25 protein-coding genes are annotated in these 25,938 nt (G+C 39.7%); 6 read left to right on the forward strand and 19 right to left on the reverse strand.

Going from position 1 to position 25,938, the window contains the following annotated elements:
- Positions 1 to 152: 152 nt before the first annotated feature.
- The 6 genes from C0966_RS08050 to C0966_RS08075 form a co-directional block, all read right to left on the reverse strand.
- A complete protein-coding gene (locus tag C0966_RS08050) occupies positions 153 to 1,307 on the reverse strand; it encodes a conserved virulence factor C family protein (protein ID WP_274854762.1) in 1,155 nt (384 codons plus the stop codon).
- Between the two features lie 137 nt (positions 1,308 to 1,444).
- On the reverse strand, positions 1,445 to 3,328 hold the full coding sequence (locus C0966_RS08055; protein WP_274854763.1) for an ABC-F family ATP-binding cassette domain-containing protein: 1,884 nt from the start codon (positions 3,326 to 3,328) through the stop codon (positions 1,445 to 1,447).
- Positions 3,325 to 3,972 (reverse strand): HD domain-containing protein, encoded by a 648-nt coding sequence (locus C0966_RS08060; RefSeq protein WP_274854764.1) that lies wholly within the window; start codon positions 3,970 to 3,972, stop codon positions 3,325 to 3,327. Before C0966_RS08060 ends, C0966_RS08055 begins: the two co-directional genes overlap by 4 nt.
- An 80-nt stretch (positions 3,973 to 4,052) precedes the next feature.
- On the reverse strand, positions 4,053 to 4,901 hold the full coding sequence (locus C0966_RS08065) for a DegV family protein (protein ID WP_274854765.1): 849 nt from the start codon (positions 4,899 to 4,901) through the stop codon (positions 4,053 to 4,055).
- 499 nt (positions 4,902 to 5,400) lie between these two features.
- Entirely contained in the window at positions 5,401 to 5,931 is a 531-nt protein-coding gene (locus C0966_RS08070) for a hypothetical protein (protein WP_274854767.1), read from the reverse strand.
- 38 nt (positions 5,932 to 5,969) lie between these two features.
- Positions 5,970 to 7,658 (reverse strand): formate--tetrahydrofolate ligase, encoded by a 1,689-nt coding sequence (locus tag C0966_RS08075; protein ID WP_274854768.1) that lies wholly within the window; start codon positions 7,656 to 7,658, stop codon positions 5,970 to 5,972.
- 364 nt (positions 7,659 to 8,022) lie between these two features.
- Between C0966_RS08075 and metA the strand changes: the two genes are divergently transcribed.
- Positions 8,023 to 8,931, forward strand: a complete 909-nt coding sequence (metA, locus tag C0966_RS08080) for a homoserine O-acetyltransferase MetA (RefSeq protein WP_274854769.1) — start codon at positions 8,023 to 8,025, stop codon at positions 8,929 to 8,931.
- 181 nt (positions 8,932 to 9,112) lie between these two features.
- Positions 9,113 to 10,240 carry an MGDG synthase family glycosyltransferase gene (locus C0966_RS08085; protein ID WP_274854771.1) on the forward strand — a complete coding sequence of 376 codons (1,128 nt, stop codon included), beginning with the start codon at positions 9,113 to 9,115 and terminating at the stop codon, positions 10,238 to 10,240.
- A 50-nt stretch (positions 10,241 to 10,290) separates the two neighbouring features.
- Here C0966_RS08085 and C0966_RS08090 read toward each other — a convergent pair whose 3' ends face one another.
- The 11 genes from C0966_RS08090 to C0966_RS08140 form a co-directional block, all read right to left on the reverse strand.
- On the reverse strand, positions 10,291 to 10,983 hold the full coding sequence (locus tag C0966_RS08090; RefSeq protein WP_274854772.1) for an AIM24 family protein: 693 nt from the start codon (positions 10,981 to 10,983) through the stop codon (positions 10,291 to 10,293).
- A gap of 235 nt (positions 10,984 to 11,218) precedes the next feature.
- Complete coding sequence (gene mntR, locus C0966_RS08095) at positions 11,219 to 11,638, reverse strand: transcriptional regulator MntR (protein ID WP_274854773.1); 420 nt, start codon at positions 11,636 to 11,638, stop codon at positions 11,219 to 11,221.
- A 93-nt stretch (positions 11,639 to 11,731) separates the two neighbouring features.
- Complete coding sequence (locus C0966_RS08100; RefSeq protein WP_274854774.1) at positions 11,732 to 12,499, reverse strand: NRDE family protein; 768 nt, start codon at positions 12,497 to 12,499, stop codon at positions 11,732 to 11,734.
- A 333-nt stretch (positions 12,500 to 12,832) separates the two neighbouring features.
- Complete coding sequence (locus tag C0966_RS08105) at positions 12,833 to 14,998, reverse strand: DNA topoisomerase III (RefSeq protein WP_274854775.1); 2,166 nt, start codon at positions 14,996 to 14,998, stop codon at positions 12,833 to 12,835.
- 328 nt (positions 14,999 to 15,326) lie between these two features.
- Entirely contained in the window at positions 15,327 to 16,712 is a 1,386-nt protein-coding gene (locus tag C0966_RS08110; RefSeq protein WP_274854776.1) for an FAD-binding oxidoreductase, read from the reverse strand.
- A gap of 159 nt (positions 16,713 to 16,871) precedes the next feature.
- Complete coding sequence (locus tag C0966_RS08115; RefSeq protein WP_274854778.1) at positions 16,872 to 17,384, reverse strand: hypothetical protein; 513 nt, start codon at positions 17,382 to 17,384, stop codon at positions 16,872 to 16,874.
- Between the two features lie 153 nt (positions 17,385 to 17,537).
- The gene (locus C0966_RS08120) at positions 17,538 to 18,419 is read right to left on the reverse strand and encodes a metal ABC transporter permease (protein WP_274854779.1); all 882 of its coding nucleotides are present in this window, start codon (positions 18,417 to 18,419) and stop codon (positions 17,538 to 17,540) included.
- The gene (locus C0966_RS08125; protein ID WP_274854780.1) at positions 18,409 to 19,341 is read right to left on the reverse strand and encodes a metal ABC transporter permease; all 933 of its coding nucleotides are present in this window, start codon (positions 19,339 to 19,341) and stop codon (positions 18,409 to 18,411) included. Before C0966_RS08125 ends, C0966_RS08120 begins: the two co-directional genes overlap by 11 nt.
- 9 nt (positions 19,342 to 19,350) lie before the next feature.
- Complete coding sequence (locus C0966_RS08130) at positions 19,351 to 20,100, reverse strand: metal ABC transporter ATP-binding protein (RefSeq protein ID WP_274854781.1); 750 nt, start codon at positions 20,098 to 20,100, stop codon at positions 19,351 to 19,353.
- A gap of 14 nt (positions 20,101 to 20,114) precedes the next feature.
- Positions 20,115 to 21,041 (reverse strand): metal ABC transporter solute-binding protein, Zn/Mn family, encoded by a 927-nt coding sequence (locus tag C0966_RS08135; protein WP_274854782.1) that lies wholly within the window; start codon positions 21,039 to 21,041, stop codon positions 20,115 to 20,117.
- Positions 21,042 to 21,240: 199 nt separating this feature from the next.
- On the reverse strand, positions 21,241 to 21,525 hold the full coding sequence (locus C0966_RS08140; RefSeq protein ID WP_274854784.1) for a hypothetical protein: 285 nt from the start codon (positions 21,523 to 21,525) through the stop codon (positions 21,241 to 21,243).
- A gap of 258 nt (positions 21,526 to 21,783) precedes the next feature.
- Here C0966_RS08140 and cspD point away from each other — a divergent pair, with 258 nt between their 5' ends.
- Positions 21,784 to 21,984, forward strand: a complete 201-nt coding sequence (gene cspD, locus C0966_RS08145; protein ID WP_004437171.1) for a cold-shock protein CspD — start codon at positions 21,784 to 21,786, stop codon at positions 21,982 to 21,984.
- 61 nt (positions 21,985 to 22,045) lie between these two features.
- On the opposite strand, the gene C0966_RS08150 is transcribed toward cspD, so the two are convergent.
- Positions 22,046 to 22,231 (reverse strand): zinc-finger domain-containing protein, encoded by a 186-nt coding sequence (locus tag C0966_RS08150; RefSeq protein WP_425535922.1) that lies wholly within the window; start codon positions 22,229 to 22,231, stop codon positions 22,046 to 22,048.
- A gap of 17 nt (positions 22,232 to 22,248) precedes the next feature.
- Positions 22,249 to 22,905 carry a reverse transcriptase-like protein gene (locus C0966_RS08155; RefSeq protein WP_274854785.1) on the reverse strand — a complete coding sequence of 219 codons (657 nt, stop codon included), beginning with the start codon at positions 22,903 to 22,905 and terminating at the stop codon, positions 22,249 to 22,251.
- 138 nt (positions 22,906 to 23,043) lie between these two features.
- Here C0966_RS08155 and C0966_RS08160 point away from each other — a divergent pair, with 138 nt between their 5' ends.
- The 3 genes from C0966_RS08160 to C0966_RS08170 all read left to right on the forward strand — a co-directional run bounded on the left by C0966_RS08160 (position 23,044) and on the right by C0966_RS08170 (position 25,899).
- On the forward strand, positions 23,044 to 23,445 hold the full coding sequence (locus C0966_RS08160) for a reverse transcriptase-like protein (protein ID WP_274854787.1): 402 nt from the start codon (positions 23,044 to 23,046) through the stop codon (positions 23,443 to 23,445).
- Positions 23,446 to 23,452: 7 nt separating this feature from the next.
- Complete coding sequence (locus C0966_RS08165; protein ID WP_274854789.1) at positions 23,453 to 24,376, forward strand: DMT family transporter; 924 nt, start codon at positions 23,453 to 23,455, stop codon at positions 24,374 to 24,376.
- A 326-nt stretch (positions 24,377 to 24,702) separates the two neighbouring features.
- Positions 24,703 to 25,899: an IS256 family transposase gene (locus C0966_RS08170; RefSeq protein WP_274853204.1), complete on the forward strand. Its 1,197-nt coding sequence runs from the start codon at positions 24,703 to 24,705 to the stop codon at positions 25,897 to 25,899.
- Positions 25,900 to 25,938 lie beyond the last annotated feature (39 nt).

The following is a 25,938-nucleotide window of genomic DNA, read 5'->3' on the forward strand; positions in this document are numbered from 1 at the left end:
TGTTATACCAAAATTATCGCAGTTATTTTTAAAAAATCGCTGTTATATCAAAATTATCGCAGTTATATTGAAAAAATCGCAATAATATCAAAATAATCGCAATAATAATGAATTTAGCGGTAAATTCAAAAAAAGGGACTAACCATTGAAGGTTAATCCCTTTCGTTTGTTCGACTATCTTGTTTTCTTGCTTCGGTCATTTGCTTCCAGACGGATCCCTTCGCTTCCTCGCCGCCTTTAATCCGGGCGATCGCAAGCTTTACTTGCATACTTACTTCAAATTCAGGATCATCCTCAGCAGCTTTTAAAGCAGGAAGCGCCCTTTCATCGCCTACCTCATACAAAAACATGGCGGCACGCCAGCGGACAAGTTTGCTCTCATCTTTCAACGCTTCCATCATTTCGTCCATTGCTTCTTCAAATCCTAAATCAGATAAGCAATCTCCTGCCGTCCTTCTTACCGTAACCGTTTTATCTTTTAGGCCCTTATAAAGCAACGGCAGAACTCTTTTATCTTCAATCATTCCAAGATAAACAACTGCGAGCCTTCTAATCGACGCCTTTTCGTCATGAAGTGCTTTTTCCAAAAGAGGGAGATCCTCGATTGTCGGGTCATCCATTTGTTCGAGCAGCTGATACCGTTTTCTCCAATCCGGATCATTTAAATCGTCAAGGGAAACTTTTTTCCTTTCCCGAATTTGTTTTCCTTGATTTTTTTTATCAGGATCTTTCGCAGCTTTTACAAGCGCTTCAAGCCTATCATCGGGATAGGCAGCCATTAATTCCTCTTTAACATCATGGCCGATCTGATCGAAATCTCCGTAGCGGACACCAAACTCTTTCCATTTTCGTTCTATCACAATATTGTCATTCGGGTCTTGCGCTCGTTTAATTGCATTAATAAAATTTTCCGGCAGTCCATACCGTCTTTCTTCCGTACCGTCGATTAACTTAATTTGCATCGGAATGCCTTTATACATCTGAACTTGAACTTTAATTTCACCAAAATGGTCATTTACGGCTGATTCTGGCTCACTATCGTCATCTTGGTCTTCCCCGAAAGCTTCCCTTACTTTTGGCAAAATAGTTTTCCAGTCATACTTCGCATTTCTTTCAACGGCTAAAAAATCTGCAACATGATAAACACCTTTTACACCTTCAATTTCGAGGATGTTCCGGATGACTTCCGGTGCACCTTCACTCGTTTCTTTTTTATAGTTGTTCCTCTTCCCCATCGGAAGTTCTTCATCGAGAATGATTTTCATCGTATTGGGGCTTGGAGTAGGTTCGATTGCAATTATTTTCATCTGGCTTCATCCTTTTTCAACATAATCACATTGTTTATTTATTTTAACATACGGTTATGGTCGATTCACATTTTGTGCTTGTCTTAGTCTTATAAAAAAAACCCGGCATCAAAATTCACCGGGCAATAAATTGCTGTTTATTCATTTTCTGCGAGCTCTGATAAATAAGTCCAGCGTTCAATTAAATGTTCAAGTTTTTCATTAAGCTCCGCTTCTTCTTCCACAAGCTTCTGGGCTTTTTCAAAATCGCTGCCTGTATTCGCCATTTCCTCTGAAACTTCACGTAGACGGGATTCAATTTTTTCGATATGATCATCAATCTCTTCCCACTCTTTTTTCTCTTTAAAGGTCATTCTTTTCTTCTTCGGTTTTTCTTGTGCAGGCGTCTTCTCTTGTTTTTTAGGCTGCTTACTATTGACTGTGGCTGACTGTTTTTCCAAATACTCGGTATAGTTTCCGTAAAAAAAGTCAATGATTCCATCGCCTTTTAATACGAGAAGCTGTTCGGCAACTTTATCAAGGAAATAGCGGTCATGGGATACGGTTATGACAACCCCTGGAAAATCCTCCAAATAATCTTCAAGAACCGTCAATGTTTGCGTATCAAGATCATTGGTCGGCTCGTCCAACAGGAGGACATTTGGTTCCTCCATCAGGATTTTCAATAAATAGAGGCGGCGCTTTTCCCCGCCGGACAATTTTCTGATTGGCGTTCCGTGGGTATGCATGGGAAAAAGAAATCGTTCAAGCATCTGGGCAGCGGAAATCGTTTTTCCGTCAGATGTTTGGACCACTTGAGCGGTTTCTTTCAAATATTCGATCATCCGCTTGTTTTCATCCATGTCCTCGCTTTCTTGCGTGTAAAAAGCGGTTTTAACCGTTTGGCCGGCAATGAAATCCCCGTGATCGAGCGGAATTTTTCCGGCAAGAATATTGAGAAGTGTGGATTTCCCTGTGCCGTTCCGGCCGATGATTCCAATTCTGTCACCGGGTTTTACAAGCAAGTTAAAATCTTTTAAAATGACTTGGTTTCCATATGCTTTAGAAGCAGATTTCAGTTCAAATACTTGTTTTCCAAGCCTGCTTCCGCTTAACGCAATATCCAGCTTTTCACTGCTTTTTACATTTGACAGCTGTTCATCCAATTTTTCAAAGCGTTGAATTCTTGCTTTTTGTTTTGTTGATCTTGCTTTTGCGCCTCTCCTGATCCACTCAAGTTCACGGCGGTACAGGTTCTTTCTTTTTTCAATTGTTGCTTGTTCGTTTTCTTCACGGATTGCTTTCGCTTCTAGAAAAGCAGCATAATTCCCTTTATAACTGAATAAATTTCCTCCGTCCAATTCAAAAATACGGTTTGTTACCCGATCAAGGAAATAACGGTCATGGGTGACAAGCAAAAGAGATCCACTGTATCTCGCCAAATATTCTTCAAGCCATTTGACAGATTCGTAGTCAAGATGGTTTGTAGGCTCATCAAGGATCAAGAGGTCGGGTTCTTGAATCAACACTTGGGCAAGTGCTACCCGTTTCTTTTGCCCACCGGATAGTTCTCCAATCTTTTTATTAACATCTTCAATTCCCAATTTTGTTAAGATAGATTTCGCGTTTGTGCTTGTATCCCATGCATCCATCGAATCCATTTTCCGCTGATAATCAAACACTCGTTCTTGAAGTGCTTGATTATTTGGCAAGTGAGTTAGTTCCAATAGCGCTTGTTCATATTCCCGCAGTAATCGGAAAACGGGCGCATCACCTTCAAAAACTTGTTCCAAAACGGTCAATTCATGGTTTAAATCAGGTTTCTGAGCTAAATAAGAGATTTTATAATCCTTTGCACAGACAATTTTGCCTGAATCCGGAATATCTACTCCGGCGACAATTTTCAGCAAAGATGATTTCCCTGTGCCGTTTACGCCAATTAAGCCTACTCTTTCTTTTTCCAAAATTGTAAAGGAAATGTCGCGAAACAGCTGTTTCTCTCCATATGTTTTTGATACTTGTTCAATCGAAATCATTTTCATTCTTGACCATTCCATTCGCTGTAAAATTGATTCAAAAATGCTTCCATAAATTGATGGCGTTCTCTAGCCATTTCTTTGGCCGTTGCTGTATGTAAGCTGTCTTTTATTTTAAGAAGCTTTTCATAAAAATGATGAATAGAAGAGGTTTCACCATTTCGGTACTCTTCAACCGTCATGTTTTCACGTACGGAAAGGCTCGGATCAAATATTGGCTGACCTTTCTTTCCGCCATATGCAAATGCTCTGGCAATGCCGATCGCCCCAATGGCATCAAGCCTGTCTGCATCCTGAACGATTTTAGCTTCGGCTAAAGACAGCTTCGGGCCATTTCCCCCTTTAAAAGAGATCGAAAAGATAATCTCCGTAATATGCTTTTTTATCGCCGGAGGCAAATCAAGCACTTCCATGAAGCTTGCAAGTTTGTACCGGCCTTCTTCTTGACTGTTATTTAATTTATCATCCGGGATGTCGTGGAGCAGCGCTGCCATCTCAATAATAAACGGATCACCGGATTGTTCTTTTTTCGATATATATAAAGCATTCCGCCTTACGCGGTCAACATGATGCCAGTCATGCCCCGTCGATTCACGGCCCAACACATGTTTGACGAATGCTTCTGTTCTCTTAATTATTTTCTCTTGCATGAAGACACCTTCTTTCATCCCGAATTTAATTTTAGCATGAAAGAAAGAGAGCCGTAAAAAAGAAAAGTGCCTTGACAGCACTATTTCAAATCACGGAACCAGCTGATTCCAAGTGTATGTTCGCCTGCGTGGACACCGATGGTAGCACCAAGCGGGCAGCAAATGAACCGGATGTCCGGAAACTCTGCCTCAAGCTCTGATTGCCATGATTTTGCTGAATCTTCATGAAGCCCGTATAATATATATACTTCCTTAAACGAATGCTTCTCCAAGGATTCTCGCAAATACGCAGCAATCTTTTCCTTTGCTTTTTTTTCGCTTCTCGCTTTTTCTTTTACATTGAGACTGCCGTTTTCAATCGTAATGATCGGCTTAATGCTCAGCATGCTTCCCAGCAAAAATTGTACTCCCGACATTCTTCCGCTGCGATGAAGCTGTTCAAGACTTCCGATTAGAACGTATGTTTCATTGCTCTCGGCGACCTGTTCTATTCTTTTTTTCGTTTCCTGTATGCTTAACCCTGAATCAATGCAGCTTATTCCTAATTTGATTAGGGCTGACAAAGGATAGGTTAGAATTTTTGAATCGATTGTAGTAACAGGAATATCAACCATTTGCGCCGCTTGTTCACTTGAAGAAACCGTTCCGCTTAAATTTGAAGATACATGTACGGAAATAATATAGTCATAGGTTTCCGACAGACTTGTATAAAGTTTGCGAAATTCTCCGATCGATGGCTGAGAGGTTTTCGGCGGTGTTTTTAACGATTTCAGCCTTTCAAACAGCTGATGCGGCGAAAGTTCGATGCCATCTAAAAATTCCTCTTCATCAAGAAGAATTGTCATTGGAATCGTGTAAACATCGGGATGGTTTTTTAGTTCTTCATCAATATATGCAGTGCTGTCTGTGACCCAGGCAACCCGTGCCATTAAATCTCCCCCTTTATATTTATATATTCTTCTTTTTTAAAATAAGAATTAGTTGGGTACTATATAATAGACTCATAAACTAGATTGAATGCTCATAAATGTGTTCGAAGGCTCATATATCAGAACGACCGCTCATATTTCAAAATCAGGGCTCATATCTCAGATCGACGGCTCATAAATTCAAATAAAGGCTCATTTATCAAATCGACGGCTCATATTTCAAAATCAGGGCTCATAATTTAATATAAAGGCTGATATATTTAAATAAAGACTCAACTAATTACAAAAATACCGTTCGACCACTATGTTTTGACTTCGATTAGAATCCTCGGATCGCAAAAATAAGTCTACACTGCCACCACGTTAATGTCCTATAATAAAAAACCTTGCCAATTACGGCAAGGCCATCCGTTCTTAAAAATTTTCGAGATCTCCTAAATATTTTATGTAAATTTGCTGACATCCAATCATTGCGAAAAATACTCGTATCACCTGTTCATTATACAATTGCAGTCAATTTTTTTAAAGTTTGAATCATGAAAGGAATCATTTCTGCCAGATCATCAATTTGTTCTTCACTAATCAATCGATTAAAAGAAACAGACGTTTCACTTTTGATCCATTTGTTGTCTGCAGACGGATCGATAATGATTTTTTGTGTGACGGTTCTGTTTTCTCCCCAAATTCCCTTTACCGTCTTCCATATTTTCTTATTGATCTCCGTGTCATTTTCATGCTCGGCGATAAAAACGATCATAACATTTGAGCCGGAAAGCTTGACTGATTGGGCTGCAGGAAGCAGTTCTGCAGCCAGATTTTCAAGCTTTGCCTCCATTATGAATTTTGCAATTATTTTTTGCGATTGAATTTCTCCAGCATCGATAAAAGAAATGTTAAATTCTCTTGAAAGCTTGGCCGTGTTTAGTAAATCATTTCGATCAATAACACGTATTTCCCCGCTAAGATCAAGGTCATACACAGCACCTTCGATCACAACTTTCATATTTTCAAAAGCAGTAGGATCAAACATTGTATCACTCCACATTTCGCCTTGACAGGCACAATTGGCTAAAACAATCCAACAGCTCTTCCGTTTTCATCCACGTCCATTTTTAAGGCTGCGGGCTGTTTTGGCAAGCCCGGCATTGTCATTACTTCTGCGGTTAAGGCAACAATGAACCCGGCACCGATTGATGGCTTTAACTCGCGAACAGTTATTGTAAAATCTGTTGGCCGTCCGAGCTTTCCAGGATTGTCTGTCAAAGAATACTGGGTTTTCGCCATGCATACAGGCAAATTGCCCCAGCCATTTGCTTCAAATTCGATCAGCTGTTTTTTCGCTTTAGGAGAAAATTCAACGTCTTTCCCTCCATATACTTTTTGAACGATGGTACGGATTTTCTCTTCCAACGGTTCCGAAAGATCGTATAAAGGAGAGAAATTCGCTTCTTTTTCTTCGATTACTCGTAATACGGTCTGCGCCAAGTCTACTCCGCCTGCACCGCCTTTTTCCCATACTTCCGTTAATGACACAGGAATATTTTCCCCTCTGCATAGGTTAAGAAGTGTTTGAATTTCGAGATCTGTATCGGTATGAAACTTGTTGATGGCCACAACATAAGGGAGACCAAAGCTTTCAATTGTTTCAATATGTTTTTTTAAATTGGCGAATCCCTGAGTCAATGCGCCGATATCTTCTTTCTTTAATTCGGATTTTAAGAGACCCCCATGCATTTTTAGGGCGCGAATCGTCGCAACAATGACGACAGCTTCCGGATGAAAACCTGCACTTCTTGCCTTAATATTCAAGAACTTTTCCGCACCTAAATCCGCACCAAAGCCTGCTTCGGTGACAACATAATCTGCTAGCTTTAATGCTGCAGTTGTCGCAATCACACTGTTGCAGCCATGGGCGATGTTGGCAAACGGTCCGCCATGAATTAACGCCGGAGTATGTTCAATTGTTTGAACGAGGTTTGGTTTTACAGCTTCCTTTAATAATAAAGCCAATGCCCCCTCAACCCCTAAATCTCCAACGGTTACCGGCTGTTTATCGTAATTATAGGCAATGACCATTCTAGAAAGCCTTCTTTTTAAATCCTCGAGGTCTTCAGCCAAGCATAAAACAGCCATGATTTCAGATGCAACCGTTATATCAAAGCCATCTTCTCGCGGCACTCCTTGTACAGGGCCGCCTAATCCAATCACAACTTTTCGCAGGGCACGGTCATTTAAGTCAAGAGCACGCTTCCATACAATCCTTCGCTGGTCAATCCGCAGTTCATTGCCTTGCTGCAGATGGTTATCAATTAATGCTGCCAGAGCATTGTTCGCTGTCGTTATCGCGTGGAGGTCGCCAGTGAAATGCAAATTGATGTCTTCCATCGGAAGTACTTGGGCATAGCCGCCCCCGGTTGCTCCTCCTTTAATTCCCATTGTTGGGCCAAGTGAAGGTTCGCGCAAAGCGATCATCGCCTTTTTGCCGATCTTGTTAAAAGCATCAGCAAGCCCGACAGTCACCGTTGATTTCCCTTCCCCGGCCGGAGTAGGATTTATCGAGGTTACCAGAATGATTTTCCCATTTTCTTTTGTTTTCAATTTATTTAGTGTATCATAGGATAGCTTTGCTTTATATTTCCCATATAATTCAATATCATCTTCAGTTAAACCTATTTTTTCTGCGATTTCACGAATCGGTTTCAGTTTTGCCATCTGGGCAATTTCAATGTCTGACTTAAATTCTGTTTTAATTTCCATGTCACTTTCCCCCTGAAAACATTCGAATAGTTATCCCCATTATTGTAACACCGGAATGCGCTTTCTAAGAGAAAAATATTCACTTTTTTTGTAGAAAAGGGGCGGAGCTGCGCTAACTAATATAGAAATGCCAACTTAATTTTTAGCAAGATACATGTTTAGCCTTGTAAATTTTTTTAGCTTGGCTCCGCTCACACCGCCTTATTTTGTTGGTTTTGTTTTTAAATGAGACCTATTTCCATGTTAGGGTTGGGAGTAAAAACTTATAAAAGTTTTCTAAAATCAAAGTTTACATCATTGCTGACTAAATGATTGGTAGTTATAATAGAAATAATTGAAAATTGAAACGAAGGGGGATACGCGATTGCCAATAAAAATTCCGAAGCTTCTTCCTGCACGGGAAATACTTGAAGCTGAAAATATTTTTGTTATGGATGAAGACCGTGCCAACCGACAGGATATAAGGCCTTTAAATATTTTAATTTTAAACTTAATGCCTGAAAAAGAAAAAACGGAAGCACAGCTTCTCAGGCTTTTGGGAAATACGCCTCTGCAAGTAAACATAACCTTTTTGAAGACTGCAACTCATAAATCGAAAAATACGAGTGCCTTGCATCTGGAACAGTTTTACAAGACCTTTTCGGACATAAAGGAAAGGAAATTCGACGGAATGATCATAACAGGGGCACCGGTTGAACTCCTTCCTTTTGAAGAGGTGGATTATTGGGAAGAGTTAAAGGAAATCATGGATTGGTCGGTTGACTGTGTGACTTCCACCTTACATATTTGCTGGGGTGCACAGGCTGCTTTATACTATCACTTTGGAATCGGTAAATTTGAACTTCCGAGAAAATGTTCCGGAGTCTTCAAACATAAGGTTTTAGATAGAACGGAAAAGCTGTTAAGAGGCTTCGATGACGTATTCGTCGCTCCTCATTCCCGCTATACGGACGTTTCGATAGAGGAAATCATGAATTCGGACAACATTAAATTACTTTCTGTATCAGACGAAGCAGGGCCATTTATTATGAGTGCAAATAACGGCAAGCAAATTATGATAACCGGGCACCTTGAGTATGATGCCGAGACGCTGAGCCAAGAATACCGCCGCGATATTAAAAAGGGACTTGATATTCATGTGCCTGAAAACTATTTCCCGAACGATGATCCATCATTGCCGCCAGTTAACCGATGGCGTTCCCATGCACATCTATTATTCTCCAACTGGCTAAATTACTACGTCTACCAAGAAACACCTTATGAATGGGACTAACAAAATCAGGCGTGAGAGAAAGTCTTGCGCCTGTTTTTTATTTTTAGTACCTTCCATTCTTTAATTTTATACAAGTTATAAAACTTTCTAATTTCCTTTACAATTCATGAACATTTCTTCATATTTCCTATACAAAAACATGATATTCTGAAAAAAAAAGTAATCACTAGGGGGATTTCACTTGAAGCGTCCATCCGCTCTCATTCTTACTGCCCGTTACGGAAGTGGTCATTTACAGGCAGCAAAAGTACTTGCTCAAGAATTAAACAGGAAAGGTTTTGAATCGGTCGTTTCCGATTTATTCGGTGAATCTTATCCTGCTTTTACAAATTTAACACAAACTTTACTTCTAAAAAGTTTTACATATGGACCTTCCTTCTATAAATGGTTTTATTATGGAACAAATAAGCTCCATTCAAAAGGACTTGTCCAATTCTCCAAATATTTAGGGCGCAAACGTTTATTGGAGCTGATCGCTCTATATAACCCGGCATTTGTCATCACAACTTTTCCGCTTCATACAGCACCTTTTTTCATCAAAAAATCAAAATCTTCCATCCCGGTTTATACCGTCATTACGGATTATTGTGCTCATCCTTATTGGACCAATCCTTTAATAGACCATTATTTTGTTGCATCAAAATCTGTTAAGTTGTCACTGCTCGCCAAAAATATAGAAGAACAACGCATCACAGTCAGCGGAATTCCTATTCGCTCCTCTTTTGAGATGGATTTTAACAGGAAAATGGTTTATCGAAAATACAAAATTTCTTCTCATAAAAAGGTCATTACTATTCTTGCGGGCGCTGATGGAGTTTTGAAAAATGTGAAGGAGCTTTGTGAAACTCTTTTACAAAATCCCGCCTACCAGGTTTTAGTGGTTTGCGGAAGAAATGAAAAATTATACGAAAAGCTTTCCCCGCTCGTTTTACGTTTTCCAGATTCTATCCGTCTGTTTCAATATGTCGAAGAAATCCATGAAATTTTTATCGTTTCTGATTGTTTAGTGACAAAGCCCGGCGGACTTACTTTGACGGAATCAGCCGCATTACAGATCCCATTAATCCTTTACAAACCGGTACCGGGGCAGGAAGCGGAAAATGCAAAATATTTTGCAGAGAAGGGTGCCGCCCTCATTTCCTATTCAAATAAAGAAACATTCGATCATATACAAAGGCTTTTCCAGGATGAAACACTCGCTACAAAAATGAAAAACTCTCTAAATGAAATTTACCAGCCATTTTCCGCGAAAACCATTGCTGATTTTGCCATTAAGCAAATAGAGGAAAATTACGTAATAACACTATAATAGAAAAACACGACAAAAAGAGGCAAACCTTGTGGTTGCCTCCTATTTTGTTACGATTGCTGCGAATAGTAAATTTCCTCAAACGGCTGAACCACCACAAAGCCGTTTCCTGAAAATTTCATTTGAATCGATTCTCCGCTTCCTCTTCCAAGGAATGTTTTAAACGAAATATCTGTCACAAACTCAGGCACAAGTGTTCCCGACCATGCGACCGTTGCGTTTGGGTCGGTATAAACCGGATTATCAGGAGTAACCAACAGAGTCAAAGGTTCGTAGTGGGACGTAATAGCGACCATCCCCCGGCCTTCAAGGCGGACGTTAAATAACCCTCCAGAGAGCATTCCTGCGACTCTTTTCATTAGTTTAATATCCCAATTAATGGTGGGCTCAAATGCTAATAGGTCGTTGCCATTAACAAAAATCGATTCGTCCTGCAAATATAATATTGAAATTTTCTTTCCTTGATCCGCAACATACAGCTTGCCGTTTCCGGTTGCTTTCATTAACGAAGTACCTTCACCGGTTAATGCTTTTTTGAACATTTTTCCAAGGCCATGTTCAAAAATTCCTTCCCGTTCAAACTTTATGTTTCCCCGGTAGGAAACCATTGCTCCCGCTTTTGCCCAAATTTGACCGTTAACATTAATTTCTAACATTCTTGGTGTTTCAAGTTCAAATACGCCTTCCCCTTTATCCTGCTGCTTCGTTTCGTTAACAAAATCATCGATCGAATACCTGCTCACTATCGATTCACCCTTTCTATATTTGGTTTATCTCACCTTCTTCTTTGTATTTTAATACGTATTGCCGGCTCAATAGTTTCATTTACGATAATTTCAATAAAAATATTCTTATTCCTTTTTGATTTTCAAATACTATTAGTTTTAAAAATATTAGAGAAAACGAAAAGGCTGGCTCATAACTAAGGGTCAGACCCCTCCGATCGAGGGAGTCAGACCCTTAATGAGTCAGCCTCTTCTAATTTTCGTTCAATTTTTGAATTGCTCTTAATGCTTCAATTCTGCTTTCGTCTTCTTCGAAATATTGGACCAGGTCGCCGATTCGGTCAATTGCGTCCCAGCTAAGATGGTGTTCAATTCCTTCTACATCTTGGTAAATGTGTTCTTCTTTCACACCGATGATACGTAATAACTGTTCCAGAAGCTCATGTCTATATACAAGGCGCTTTCCGATTTTTTTCCCTTTAGGCGTTAAAACAAGCCCTCTATATTTTTCATATACAAGATATTCATCTTTATCAAGTTTTTGAATCATTTTCGTGACTGAGGAGGAATGAACGGACAGCGCTTCGGCAATATCCGAAACTCTTGCGTATCCTTTTTCTTCAATTAATATATAAATTTGTTCAATATAATCCTCCATACTTGGTGTCGGCATTCCGTACCCTCCCATTATTAAACGATAATCAATAAAAGTTTACTATATATACATAAACAAGGCAATCCAGCTTTCTATTCCAGGTCCTTTCCTTTAGCCTTCGACGGTAAACGTAAAGCGGGATTGTTTCCATTGCTGTAATTCAGGCAAAAGAGATTTTTCGTTAAACACAATATTGTTATCGTTATCAATTATCAAAATGGTAGAAGCTCTTGTTCCGTATGTGCTGCTTTTGATAAAAATCGGTGATAACATTTTCTCCCACTCTCTCCCAATCCCGGTGTCCGGCAGCTCTTCTTCCGGCGCTTCTTCTGAGTCGGACAATATTGACAACAAAAGTGCTTCATCAATTATATTATTACTTATTGCTTGTGTTAGTTCTTCTTTCCCTTTTTTGATTTTTGGCCATGGCGTATCCAGCACGGCGTTGCTGAGACCGTGGATACCCGGTTCAACTTTACTGATTTCGTTAAGGATCGGTGAATAATAATAAAGTGATTCAGTATCCCCAACCAGCAAGTTAAAGCCATTGTATAGTCCGCGATCTTGCTGTACTATTTCGAGATATTCCTTCGGTTTATCTGTACCGGTTAGAAAGTCACTAACGAGAAAACCGCGTGATTTGGCGTCCGAACGGTCATGACCTGGAGCGCGGTAATTTGTAATCGCAGCGAAGCGCCCGGTCCGGGTAACTCCCATCCACGTTCCACCTTTCTCCAAATCGCGCCCTGCCAGTACAGAAGGATGATCATCCCAGAATGCCGCAGGAGCGGTTGGACGTTCGTAAAACTCATCCCGGTTGGCAGCCAAAATGAGTGGGTAATCAGGATGTACACGATAAGCAAATAAAATGAGACACACGTTATTAACCCCCAATATGAACTAGACAAATATAATGCAGCAGTAAAGTAAAACCATTTGAAAACGCCTCAATAAAGATATTTTGAACAAGATTAACATTGTTAATCATATTCATCGCTAAATTATATCCAATAACTATTGGTATATCAAAATATAAAGAGTTATTTAACTGGGTCTGGTTTTTGTGGAAAAGGGGCGAAGATACGCAAATAAAAATAGAAATGCTAACTTATCTTTAGCGAGAAACTTTTTTAGCTTTCAGTCATAATAAACAAAGGGTCAGACCCCTCAAGTTCAGAGGGGGTCTGACCCTTATGAGTCAGCCTCTCATTTTTATTCAAACAGAAATTTTATCTTATTTTCCGACCACTCTAACTTTGCATCAAACGTCTTCTCACCTTTTTTGAATCCTTTAATCAGTTCAGTTTTTCCGTCTTTAAGAAATTTCTTTATATTAGCCTGTGTTATCGTCTTGCCTAAAATCTTCTTAGAAATCGTAAAGTCACACTTTGTCGCAGAATAATTTGAGCAGCCATAAAAAGTTCCTTTGTCAATTACATCCCCCTCACACTTCTTACATTTTCCTACTTTTATTCCTATTGTTGTTTTCTTTTTACCTGTTTTCTGTTTCTTGAATTCCGCTAAATCATATCCTTCAAACTTCCAAGTTTTACTTTGTTTTTTTGCATCTTCAATTAACTTAATTGCCAGCTTTTTCGCCTGTTCCATAAATTCTTTTGGAGATGCCTTACCTTCTCCTATTTCATGCAAACGCTGCTCCCATTTAGCTGTCATTTCTGGGGAAGCCAATATACTTTCGCCTATAGACTCAATCAGCAGTTTTCCTTTATTCGTGGCAAACACTTGGTTTTTCTTTACCTCAATGTATTTTCGATCCTTCAAAACGCCGATAATTCCTGCACGCGTTGCCTCTGTTCCTAACCCTTCGGTTTGATTTAACACTTTGACAAGTTCCTCATCTTCCAAATGTTTACCGGCCGTTTTCATTAATGTAATAAGCTGGCCTTCTGTATATCGTTTAGGTGGTTGCGTCTTTCCTTCTTTGACGATTACTTTTTGAACAATTCCTTGTTCTCCTTCTTGCAAGGATGGCAAATCTTGTTCATCGTCTTCATTGCTCTTTTCATTTTGCTCACCATAAATCACTTTACGCCAGCCTTCTTGTATCTGCTCTTTTCCTTTAGAGATAAAAGCAGCCCTGCCCATTACTAATGTGTGAATGGTTGTATAATCAAAAATTGCTTTATCATAATGCGCAGCAATTAAACGCTCTACAATCAAGTTATAGATATTTTGCTCGTCACTATATAATTTTGCCGGGTTTGTCACCTGTTCCGTCGGTATAATGGCATAATGATCTGTGACTTTTTTTTCATTAACGTAGCGTTTATTATTCATAATCGAATCAACAGGCAGAGGGAAAAATTTATTATATTGATCTAACTGGCTTAATTTTTGAAGAATTTCTGGAAACATTGCTGCTTCTTCTTTTGTTACAAAATTTGAGTCGCTTCGGGGATAGGAAATAATTCCCTTTAAATATAATTTTTGCGCAATATCCAGTGTTTTTTGCGGAGGGTATTTAAACATCTTATTTGCTGTTGCCTGTAAAGATGATAAATTAAAGAAATATGGGGGTTGAAACTCTTTTCGTTCTTTCTCAACCGATTGGATTTCTGCCGGCTTCCCTTCACAAAACTGAGCAATCTTTTCAGCCATTTCTTTTTCTTTCAATCGCGTTTCTCCATCTTTATGCCACTTGCCCATATATCGTTTTCCATTCATATGAAAAGTGGCGGCCACTTCCCAAAAAAGTTCTGATTTAAAGTTTTCAATTTCTTTTTCCCTTTTTACAATAAGCGCAAGTGTCGGCGTTTGAACACGTCCTGTCGAAAACACATCAGAAATGCCTTTTTGGTGTAGCAGAAGTGTATAAGCACGCGAAGCATTCATTCCGACAAGCCAATCTGCACACGCTCTGCTGAGCGCTTCATAATAAATGTTTCTCGTTTGCGATTCATCCAATAAATTTTCAAATCCTTTTATTACAGCCTTTGGGGTTAAGGAAGAAATCCAAAGACGCTTCATTTTTTTATTATTTTTGCACTGGGAAAGGATAATCCTGATAATCGCTTCTCCTTCCCTCTCCGCGTCGCCCCCGATAATAATTTCAGAAACATCCTTTCGATGAACAAGTTCTTTTATAATTTTAAACTGTTTCCACTTCGCCTTTAATACACGATGTTGAAAACGATCCGGGATAATGGGCAGCGTTTCCAGCGACCATTTCTTCCACTTTTGATCATAATCTTCCGGTGGAACCAGCTCACATAAATGGCCAATTGCCCAAGTCAATAACGCGCCGTTAGGAAAAATATGATTGGGTGCTATTTCTAAATAACCATCCTTTTTCTTAAAAGAGAAAGGAGCTGCCAATTTTAAACCTTGATCAGGCTTTTCTGCAATAATTAACTTCATATAAATCTCCTAAGCTCATAAACTTTCCAGGGTCCGGCCCTTTGCTATAGAGTCAGCCCCATAAACTGCATCGCCGTTGAAATGGCGAGCTTCGGATTCCCTGTTCAAAGGGAATATATGTTCCTATTTATATTTTACCATAATACAATAAAAATTGAACAAGATATTTTCAGCTTTATCCAATAAAGCGTTCTATCATTTCCCCATTGAAATGAGAGAGGATTTCCACACACTTACCTAATAAACGAATAACATGAAAAGCACTTACTATTATTATTGAACGTAAAAAGAACCAACACCTAAACGGTATTGGCTCCAAACCTTTTATCTACAGTTTTTTAGAGGCTTTCGGAATCGGCAGAACCTTTCCCGGGTTTAAAATATTTAACGGATCAAGGGTTTGTTTAATGCGGGTCATAATATTAACAGCAGAACCGTGTTCCTGTATCTGGTATTTTCTTTTCCCAACTCCAACCCCGTGTTCGCCGGTACATGTTCCTCCCCGGCTCAATGCATATTCCACCAATCTGGCATTAAACTTTTCCGCTCGGGACATTTCGCCGGCATCTTCCGGATTAAACATCACTAAAGCATGATAATTTCCATCCCCAATGTGGCCGAGCAGCGCCCCGTCCAATCCTGATTCATCCAGCTCGTGCCTCGCTAGTTTCACTGCATCTGCAAGTTCAGTTAGTGGGACACAAACATCTGTAGCCATCATCTTTTTACCTGGTGAACCATGGAGGAAAGCATATGCGAGATTGTGGCGGGCTTCCCATAATTGGGCACGTGCTTTCGTCTCTGTCTCAAACGCCCACTCACTGCATTCTTCCTGTACGGCCAGTTCCTTTGCGAGTTCAACGTCCTGTACAAGACCTGCTTTATTCCCGTGGAACTCTAAGAACAGTGTAGGCTCTTCCTTGTAGTCTCTGTCAAACTGCCGGTTTATCTGACGAATCGAGCGTGCATCGACCAGTTCTACCCTGGCGACAGGGATGCCGGCTCCAAGAATGGAGACAGCCGTATTTACCGCCTGTTCTACAGTCGGAAAGGAAGCTCGTGCCGCCACAATTTCCTCGGGAATTCCATGCACCCGCAGCACCAGTTCGGTAAAAATACCGAGCGTACCTTCTGAACCTACGAACAAACCAGTCAAGTTATATCCGGAAGACGATTTAGCCGAAAGTCCGCCGGTGCGGATGATCTCCCCGTCTGCTAAGACTACTTCAAGATCTCTCACTTGATCCCGCATGACACCATAACGGACCGAAGTCGTTCCGCTTGCATTCGTTGCTGCCATTCCTCCTAACGTAGCGTCTGCTCCAGGGTCTACCGGGAAGAATAGCCCGTATTTTTTCAGCTCCTTATTGACTTGTGAACGTGTAACACCCGGCTGGACTCTGACAAGAAAATCCCTTGGCCGCACTTCTAATACTTTGTTCATTCGTTGAAAATCGAGGGAGATTCCCCCTTGATAAGGAATGACGTGCCCTTCCAGGCTAGTTCCCAAACCAAATGGGACAACCGGAACTTTATTCGTGCAGGCAAATTTCATCACCTTGCTTACATCCTCCGTTGATTCAGGAAAAACAACAACATCAGGAAGATGAGGCGTATGGTATGATTCATCTTTGCTGTGCTGCTCTAAAATTGTTTCATTAACCGTTACCTGGTCTTTTGATAATATTTTTTGCAATTCCTCATGCAAATTCATATGTACCGTCCTCCAATGACTCCTGTCTCTCTTCTATCATTATCTTAGCCTGCGATCCAAGGAAAGACAATACAAATTCTAAATATTCAGACTTAAGGGTTTCCGCATTTAGAAAGATTTTTTTAAAAAATAGCCAACCGGAAAATCCGGCTGACTATACTAGCCTTTTATGTATTTTTCGATCAAATGTCCTGTTATACCGCCAATAACTCCTAAAAGAAGTCCGTTAAAAACAGGACTAATAAAAACTTCAAAAAATCGGACGTCAGCAAGGAAATGGGGATGGCAAGCGACACCAATATTCATACCAATTACTAATCCAAAACAAAATCCAGTTAAATCTGTTTTCTTGGGAGGCTCTTTCCCTTTTCTCTGATAATTATGGATGATCGCTTTGTTATAGGCTTGCCACATTGAAAAACCATAAATAGACGGATAAAAAATTCCCCATTGATAACTAACAACATCATGAGCCATTTGGAACTTACCATGAAAAGAATGAAGAATCGACACATTCAATTTAGATAGCACATTGACCATACCTTCACACAACAAAAGCACCGTTCCAAAAATATATTGTTCGTTATAGAACTGACCAAAACCGCACATCATTACTGACCATAATAAAGCTGCAATTGGAGATTTATACTCATGAAGTTTTCTGGCTTCCATTGTTGAACCTTTCTAAACATCAAGTAATAATTAAGGGGGTAATATTATTTCCTATTAATAGAAAATAATACCAATGACAGCGGTTTAATTACTGTCAAATTGTACGTTTTTATAAAAAATTGGCAAAAAAAAAATGAACTCCCCCAGCTGCATTTAGCTTTGATGTGGGGTGGAGTTCACTGATAATTTTTTAGAAATAATTCCTTTTCGAGGTGTGAATAAGAAAACAGCAAAGAAGATCAGCCCATTTACTGTTGCCATACTGCCTGATATCGAAACATCCAGCCAGCTGGCCGCATAATAGCCCGTAATTGCAGAAAACACGCCAATGACCGCACTGAGAACAAGCATGACGCTAAGCTTATCGGTTAAAAGGTATGCGGATGCGCCCGGGGCAATCAGCATCGCCACAACAAGAATGGCGCCGACACTGTCAAACGATGCAACTGTTGTTACAGAAACCATTCCCATTAACAAATAGTGAATCAATAGAACCGGAATACCAATCGCAGCTGCCATTTGCGGATCAAATGTTGTAATTTTAAGTTCTTTATAAAATAAGAGAATAAAGATAAGATTAATGATGAAAACTGTTCCCAGCATAAGAAATGCCTTAGGCACTTCGGGAAGAAAGCCGATCTTCACCACGTCCCATGGTACAAAAGTAATTTCTCCCATAAGCGCATGGTCGACATCTAAATGGACATTATCGGCAAAAATTGTGATAAGAATGACACCGACTGCAAACAAAAATGTAAACACAACACCGATTGAAGCGTCCTCTTGAATTCCGCTGCTGTGTAAAAGCTGAACAAAAAATGCCGTTAACAACCCGACTGCTGCAGCCCCGATCAACATATAAAACCCGTTCATACTCTGGCTGACTAAAAAAGCCGTGACAATCCCCAGCAATACAGTATGGCTGATCGCGTCTGCCAGCATGGCCAGTTTTCGCAAAATGAGGAAGCAGCCAGTGATGCCGCAATTTACTCCGACAAGAGATCCGACAATTAGAATCCACAATTCATAGTTCATGAGATTCCCTGCCCTTCAAGTGGAGTTCTTTCCTTATTTGCCTGTTATACATCATCATTTTTATCCCTTTTGTTACAAGCCCTCTTTCCGGAGCAAACAGCATCGAAATAAGGAAAAGAATTGTTGCTGTAACGACGATGAATGGTCCTGTCGGCAAGCCTTCTCCAAGAGTGCTCATAATTGTGCCTGAAATTCCTGATAATGCCCCAAAAAATCCTGAGATCACAATCATTTTTCCAAGCGAATTCGTCCAGTAACGGGCCGCAATTGCAGGGGTAATCAGCATGGATGCCATTAAGATAACGCCGACCGCTTGAATTCCGACTACAACAGCAGCAACTAAAAGGGATAAAAAGGTAAAGTTTAGAAACCTTGTCGGGAGTCCAAGTCCTTTTGCAAAATCAGGATCGAATGTTAAAACTTTTAATTCTTTAAAAAGAAGAGTTGTCACGATGATTAAGACTGCTGCAGCTCCGGTCATCAGCATGACATCATTTCCTGTTAATGATGCCGCCTGGCCGAAAATAAAATCGTCAAGACCGCTTTTATTGCCTGAACCTGTTTGTGATACTTTTGTTAGAAGCACAATCCCGAAACCAAAAAATACCGAAAGAACGAGACAAATTGCTGTATCTTCTTTTAAGATCGTGCTTGAAGTTATGATTTGAATACAATATGCTGCCAAAAGCCCGGAAATCGTTGCCCCAATCAGCAAGGCTGTCATCGATTTTTCTCCAGTAAGCAGGAATGCTATGCAGATTCCCGGTAAAGCTGCGTGAGCCACTGCATCGCCTACTAAACTTTGCTTTCTCAGTAGAGCAAAGCTTCCAAGTACACCGCTGGCAATGCCAAGAAGCATTGTTCCAAGAAGAACCCATTGCATATTGGCATCAGAAAGAATCATAGCGATTATGTCTTTCATCTTCTCACCTCACTTTTGTTCAGCTATTAGCTTATCTTTTTCAAGGAAGGCTAATCTTCCCCCATATGTTCGATGAAGATTTTCTAACGTAAAGACTTCCTCCGTCGGGCCAGCTGCAATTGTTCTCATATTCAAAAGCATCACCCAGTCGAAATATTCCTTGACGGTTTGCAAGTCGTGATGAACGACTAGCACTGTTTTTCCTTGTTTTTTTAATTCATTTAACAGTGCGATGATCGCCTTTTCTGTCGCTGCGTCAACTCCGGCAAATGGTTCATCCATAAAATAAATTTTTGCGTCCTGAAGAAGCGCCCTCGCCAAAAACACTCTTTGCTGCTGTCCTCCGGAAAGCTGGCTTATTTGCCGGTCTTCATAATTCTCCATTCCAACTTTTCTTAAACATTCTCTTGCGAGAGAAATGTCTTTTTTTCCGGGCCTTTTAAACCATCCTATATATCCATAGCGGCCCATTAACACGACATCGAGAACATTTGTTGGAAAATCCCAATCGACCGAACCGCGCTGAGGAACATACCCGACAAGTCTGTCTTTCGGACGGTATTGTTTTCCATAAATTTCAATTTCACCTGAAATCTTTGGAATTAGCCCGAGTGTTGCTTTAATGAAAGTAGATTTCCCGGCTCCATTAGGACCGATAATGCCAATAAGTTTCCCGTCCGGAGCTTCAAAGTTAACATCCTTTAAAACCGTTTTCTTTTGATAGGCAACTGTTAAGTTCTTTACTTTTAGAGGCTTCATCCCTATTCCTCTCCTTATTTAAGTGTGTCCACAATGGTTTTGATATTATGGCGGTACATGCCGATATATGTTCCTTCTTGTGTTCCTTCTTCTCCCATTGCATCAGAATATAGCTCTCCGCCGATTTTAACGGTATGACCTTTTTTCTTGGCCCCTTCAATGACGGCATTTATCGATCTTTCTGAAATACTCGATTCCACGAAAACAGCTTTAATATTGCGCTCGACAAGTGTATTCACAAGCTTTTGAACATCACTTAGTCCATACTCCGCATCAGTGCTCAATCCTTGCAAACCCATTACTTCCATATTATAAGCTGCACCAAAATAGCCGAATGCGTCATGGGCAGTAACCAAAACCCGTTGTTCGGCAGGTATTTTTGCCATTTCTTCATTTGCAAACGCATGTAATTCATCAAGTTTTTTAAAATAAGTTTCAGCATTTTTCTCATAGAAGGATTTATTTTCCGGATCTGCTTTTATTAATCCGTCCTTTACGGCTTCCAACGCTTGTTTCCAAAGACTGATGTCAAACCAAACGTGGGGGTCGATCGCTTTTTTATCAGCCGCATTTTTTAATAAATCTTTTTCATCTATGCGCTCAGCAATCGCATATGTCGGAATTTTGCCGTTCATTTTTTCAAAAATTTCAAGCATTTTCCCTTCAAGGTGAAGGCCGTTGTAAAATATAATGTCCGCTTCCTGAAGTTTCTTTATATCGCCCTGGGTGGCTTTATATAAATGAGGATCTGTACCAGGACCCATCAGGCTTTGCACCTTCACTTTATCTCCGCCGATATTTCTTACGGCATCTGCAATTTGGCCGGTTGTTACAGTTACTGTCAGTTTTTTCCCATCTTCAGAATGTTCCGGCGTATTTTCCGAACAGCCGGCCAATAAGAAAAGGGCAGCCATTAACAACATGGCAAACATCTTTTTCATTGTCTTCACCTCTTTTGTAAATTTGAGATTTTGGCACATTTCTAACATATGCCTAGCATTTTAACTTTGTTCATTCTTTTTTTACTAATCCTAAAAAGTTTCCTATAGTAAACATTTTAGTGTAATGAAAACTTTTGTCAATAAAAAATCTGAAAACAAAAAAAAATCGGCCTAAGCCGATTTTAATTGATTGTCTTATCTAGTTGTAAGACTCGATCGATCCATTATTCTGGATGTACCATTTATCATTTGAAACGATTGCGACAATCGTCAAGATGAGGGAAGGGATTTTTTCGACCCGAAACACTGCAACTTCAAGCTGTTTATGAAAGATAAGAAAAGAGTCTCCATGTGAAAAACTATGCAGAACGGCACCCATTGTAAGCAAGGAATTGACAATTGATTCCCGCTCCTCTGTTTCGATCATAATGTGAGGAGAGAAATTTACAATCCAATCTTCATTTCCTATTGAAAATCGGTACATTTCCTCACCCTTTGTTTTGTTGGAGATATTAATAAAAGATATGAGCAAAACATGTTTTTATGTATTGCAAATTTTTTTAAAATTAGTTGTGTTTTCGTAAAAAAATTCTCACAATTATTGACGTTTTATACTGTTTTCGTGTATATTAAAGACATCATTTGGCTGAATAATTTCCGTCTCCGGAATATATTCTGTCGTATGATATTATTTTACATGGACACGTTTTTGTGTCTCGAAGGTTTAGGAGGAAAGTGTAATATGCAAAACGGTAAAGTAAAATGGTTCAACAACGAAAAAGGTTATGGATTTATTGAAGTTGAAGGCGGAGACGATGTATTCGTTCATTTCAGCGCAATTCAAGGCGAAGGTTTCAAAAGCCTAGAAGAAGGCCAGGAAGTTTCTTTTGAAATCGTTGAAGGAAACCGCGGACCTCAAGCTGCGAATGTTGTAAAACTTTAATTCAAATAAATAATAGGCCGGTGTTTAATCGCCTGCCTTTTTTTAATACCTCAAATACAAATCATGACAGTTTCTTGCCAACGGCTTTAATTTTTTCTCCTACCGTGCATTGTGTGATGCAAAACCGATGAGCATACCTTTTTCCTTTTTCTTTTCGATGGTGTTTATGTAAAAAACAATCTTTGCAGTAATAGTTCATCAGTTCTTCCACTTCTGCAAACAATGCTTCACGATCCAATTCTTTCACGCCCTTCAACCCCAAATCTAAAGTATTTGCATTTTACTGTTTATCATTTTTCCTTCTAAAGCCTGGCTTGCCAGCTTATCGGCTTCTTTGTTTTCTTTTCGGGAAACAACGGTATAACGAGGTTCAAGTCCAAGCTCTTTCAGCTTGTTTTCGATTCGATCAAGCCATTTATTTAAAACATCCTCATAACAAGGCCATTCCCCTTCAAGCTGCTTCAAAACTCCTTGAGAATCACCGATAAACTGGCAAGGGAGATGGTGAACACCAAGCTCTTCTAGAATTGTTAACGTAAAATAGAGCGCCGCGTATTCGGCTTCATTGTTTGTTTCCATCTCATCAAACAATTGATTTGCGCGGATTCGATATTTTTTCTTGCCTTGCTTATAATAAATAACTGCTCCAAGACCGGCCTGATTCAATTCTTTATGAAAACCCCCATCAAAATAGACGACAACATCATGTGGTTCTTCTTCAATTTGGGCAGTTAATTTTTTCATTTCCTTCATCGTCCATGATGACCCGAGTTCATCATAAAAAACTAATTCTGATGCTTTTCCTGATTTTTCAATCTCTTCTCCGGCCTTTATTGCGAGATCTCCATCCAGCAAATCAGAAATAAACAAGATCATTTCCTTACTTTTTAATTTATATTTCCATTCCAATTGAAATTTCATTTTTTTTCAGCCCTTTTTCTGATCTTTTATTATACAATATTGTTGTATAGAAGGTTCATTTACTCACTTTATATTTTTACCGCGACCCTTATATGATACACTTATTTATATTTTTTGAAAATTATTGGAGGAGTTATTTTGATTGAAGTTTATATTGACGGAGCAAGTGCCGGCACCCCCGGGCCAAGCGGAGCCGGAATATTTATTAAAGCGGACGGGAATGTAGAAAGATACTCAATTCCGCTCGGATTGATGACTAATCATGAAGCAGAATTCCATGCATTTATTAAGGCGATGGAAATATGTATTGAAAAAGGATATAGAACGGTTTCTTTTCGAACGGATTCTGAATTAGTCAACAGAGCGATCGAAAAAGAATTTGTAAAAAACAAAACTTTCGCACCTTTATTAGAAAAATCATTAAAGCTCTCTGAACAATTTGATTTATTTTTTATGAAATGGATCCCGAGCAGCGAAAACAAAACGGCTGATCAATTGGCACGGATGGCTGTTCGAAAAAATAGCTGGAAGGAAGCTTGATCGTACTATGAAAAAAACTTTATTTGCTGATGTCAGCCTCCTCTTCGTTGCTTTCATTTGGGGAGCCACTTTCGTCCTTGTACAGAATGCCATTTCTTTTTTAGAGCCTTTTTCATTTAATGGAATCCGTTTTTTTGCAGCTGCGGTTCTGTTAGGAGGCTGGCTGCTATTATTTGAAAGAAAACAAATTCGCTATTTTAATCGAAAAATGCTGTTATCAGGAATGTTATTAGGCATTTTATTGTTTATCGGTTATGCATTTCAAACAGTCGGTCTCCTCTATACATCTTCATCTAAGGCCGGATTCATTACCGGATTAAATGTCGTAATGGTTCCAATGTTTGCGATGTTCCTGCTAAAACAGCGGCCAGGCATAAATGCTGCTATCGGTGTTTTCATCGCCATTGCCGGCTTGTATTTGCTTACGATGACGGACACCGCAAAACTAAATATCGGTGATGGTTTTGTTTTTATTTGTGCGATCGGATTTGCTCTTCACATTATTTTTACAGGAAAGTTTAGCAATCAATACCCATCTTTGCTGCTCACAGTTGTGCAAATATCAACGGTGTCCATTTTGTCGTCCATTTTTGCATTTGGATTGGAACATTGGCAAAATGCCTTTCGTCCTGATGTCGTGCTATCAGGAAAAGTGCTTGCTGCACTGATTATCACTTCTGTTTTTGCAACGGCCCTTGCATTTTTTGCGCAAACGAATTTTCAAAAATTCACAACGCCAACGAGAGTCGCACTTATTTTTGCCATGGAACCGGTTTTTGCCGCTGTTACAGGATTTATCTGGGCAGGAGAACGCTTGTCATACTCTGCGATCACCGGTTGTATCCTTATCTTTTCAGGCATGGTGTTTGCGGAGCTTCCAGTGAAAAAGGGTTTGTTTTTTGGTAAGTTTAAGCGGAAACACGTTGCATAAATAAGATGAGTAATGCCGGACTATGGCCGGGTTCTTTTTTTGTTCATAACTTGGAATGAAAGCATATAAATGAGATCGACGGCTTAAAAGTTGGATCGAAGGCTCATATATTGAAAAAAAGGCTCATTTCCCGTGGCGAAGGCTCATTTATTCAAATAAGGGATCATTTCTAGTAACGAAGGCTCATATCTTGAAATAAAAGCTCATAACCTTATCTTGATCAGATTAAGTCCGTATAATTGTGTAAAAAGAAAAAGGGTCAAATTAATCCCTTTTGGTTACAATGTTTTAATGCCTACATAAAACATTGAAAAGGAGATTTAATTATGACCCAATTACAGTTTACCCTAAATATGGACCTTTTAAAAGATTCGGTCATGAATTCAAATATTGATGCGGTAGTTAAATCAACCATTGTTTTAGTCTTGAATGAGTACATGGAAAAAGAGCGTGATGAGTATTTACAGGCTAAGGCTTATGAGCGCACCTCCGAACGCCAAGACTACCGAAATGGCTACTATGACCGTGACTTTATTGTAAGTATTGGAAAGATTAAATTAAGAGTTCCCCGTACACGTAATGGTGACTTTTCACCATCTGTTTTTGAACGCTATGCGCGTGTGGACCAAACCTTTGTCTTATCCATGCTCGAGATGGTTGTAAATGGAGTGTCTACACGCAAAGTGACGAATGTTGTAGAACAATTATGCGGGGAAAAAGTTTCGAAATCCTTTGTTTCATCCTTGACAGAAAAGCTTGATCCAGTTGTCAAACAATGGGCAAACCGACCGTTAAATGTCCAATATTACTCTTATATTTTTGTAGATGCCATGTATATCAAAGTGCGTGAACACCATAAAGTCGTCTCTAAAGCGGTGTATATTGCGACCGGCATTAACCAGGACCAAAAAAGGGAAGTGATCGGTTTTAAAATCGATCATAAAGAAAGCTATGAAGCATGGCGGGAATTTTTGAGTGAGTTAAAGTCAAGGGGGTTGCAATCCCCCAAGCTGGTGATTTCAGATGCCCATAAAGGATTAAAGAAAGCGATAGAAAAGGAATTTATCGGAACATCATGGCAGCGTTGTACCGTTCATTTCAAACGAAATATCATCGAAGCATTGCCTAAAAAAGGCATGGGAGAGGTCATTGTCGATTTAAAAAGGATATTCGAAGCCGTTACGGTAGAAGATGCCCGTTTCTTTCGCAATGTGTTCTTTAAGAGCTATGAAGAGAATCCGAAACTTGAAAAGGCACTGGAGATATTAGATGAGGGCTTTGAAGACGCCATCCAATATTTAAGTCATCCCGCAAAATGGCATCGCTTAATCCGTAGCACCAACTCTCTGGAACGATTAAATCAGGAAGTTCGCCGTCGTGAAAGGGTGATCCGCATATTTCCAAATACGCAGTCTGCCTATCGGCTGATTGGAGCTGTCTTAATGGATTATGATGAGGAACAAGCCAAGAAAAAAAGCATTTTTGCGAAAAACGAGAATGTCCCGCGCGAGCGCGAAATTTAATTTGATTGGAAGGGGGTACCCCCTTCCAATCAAATTAAA

It is taken from the genome of Bacillus methanolicus, assembly GCF_028888695.1.
GTDB classification, from domain to species: domain Bacteria; phylum Bacillota; class Bacilli; order Bacillales; family Cytobacillaceae; genus Bacillus_Z; species Bacillus_Z methanolicus_B.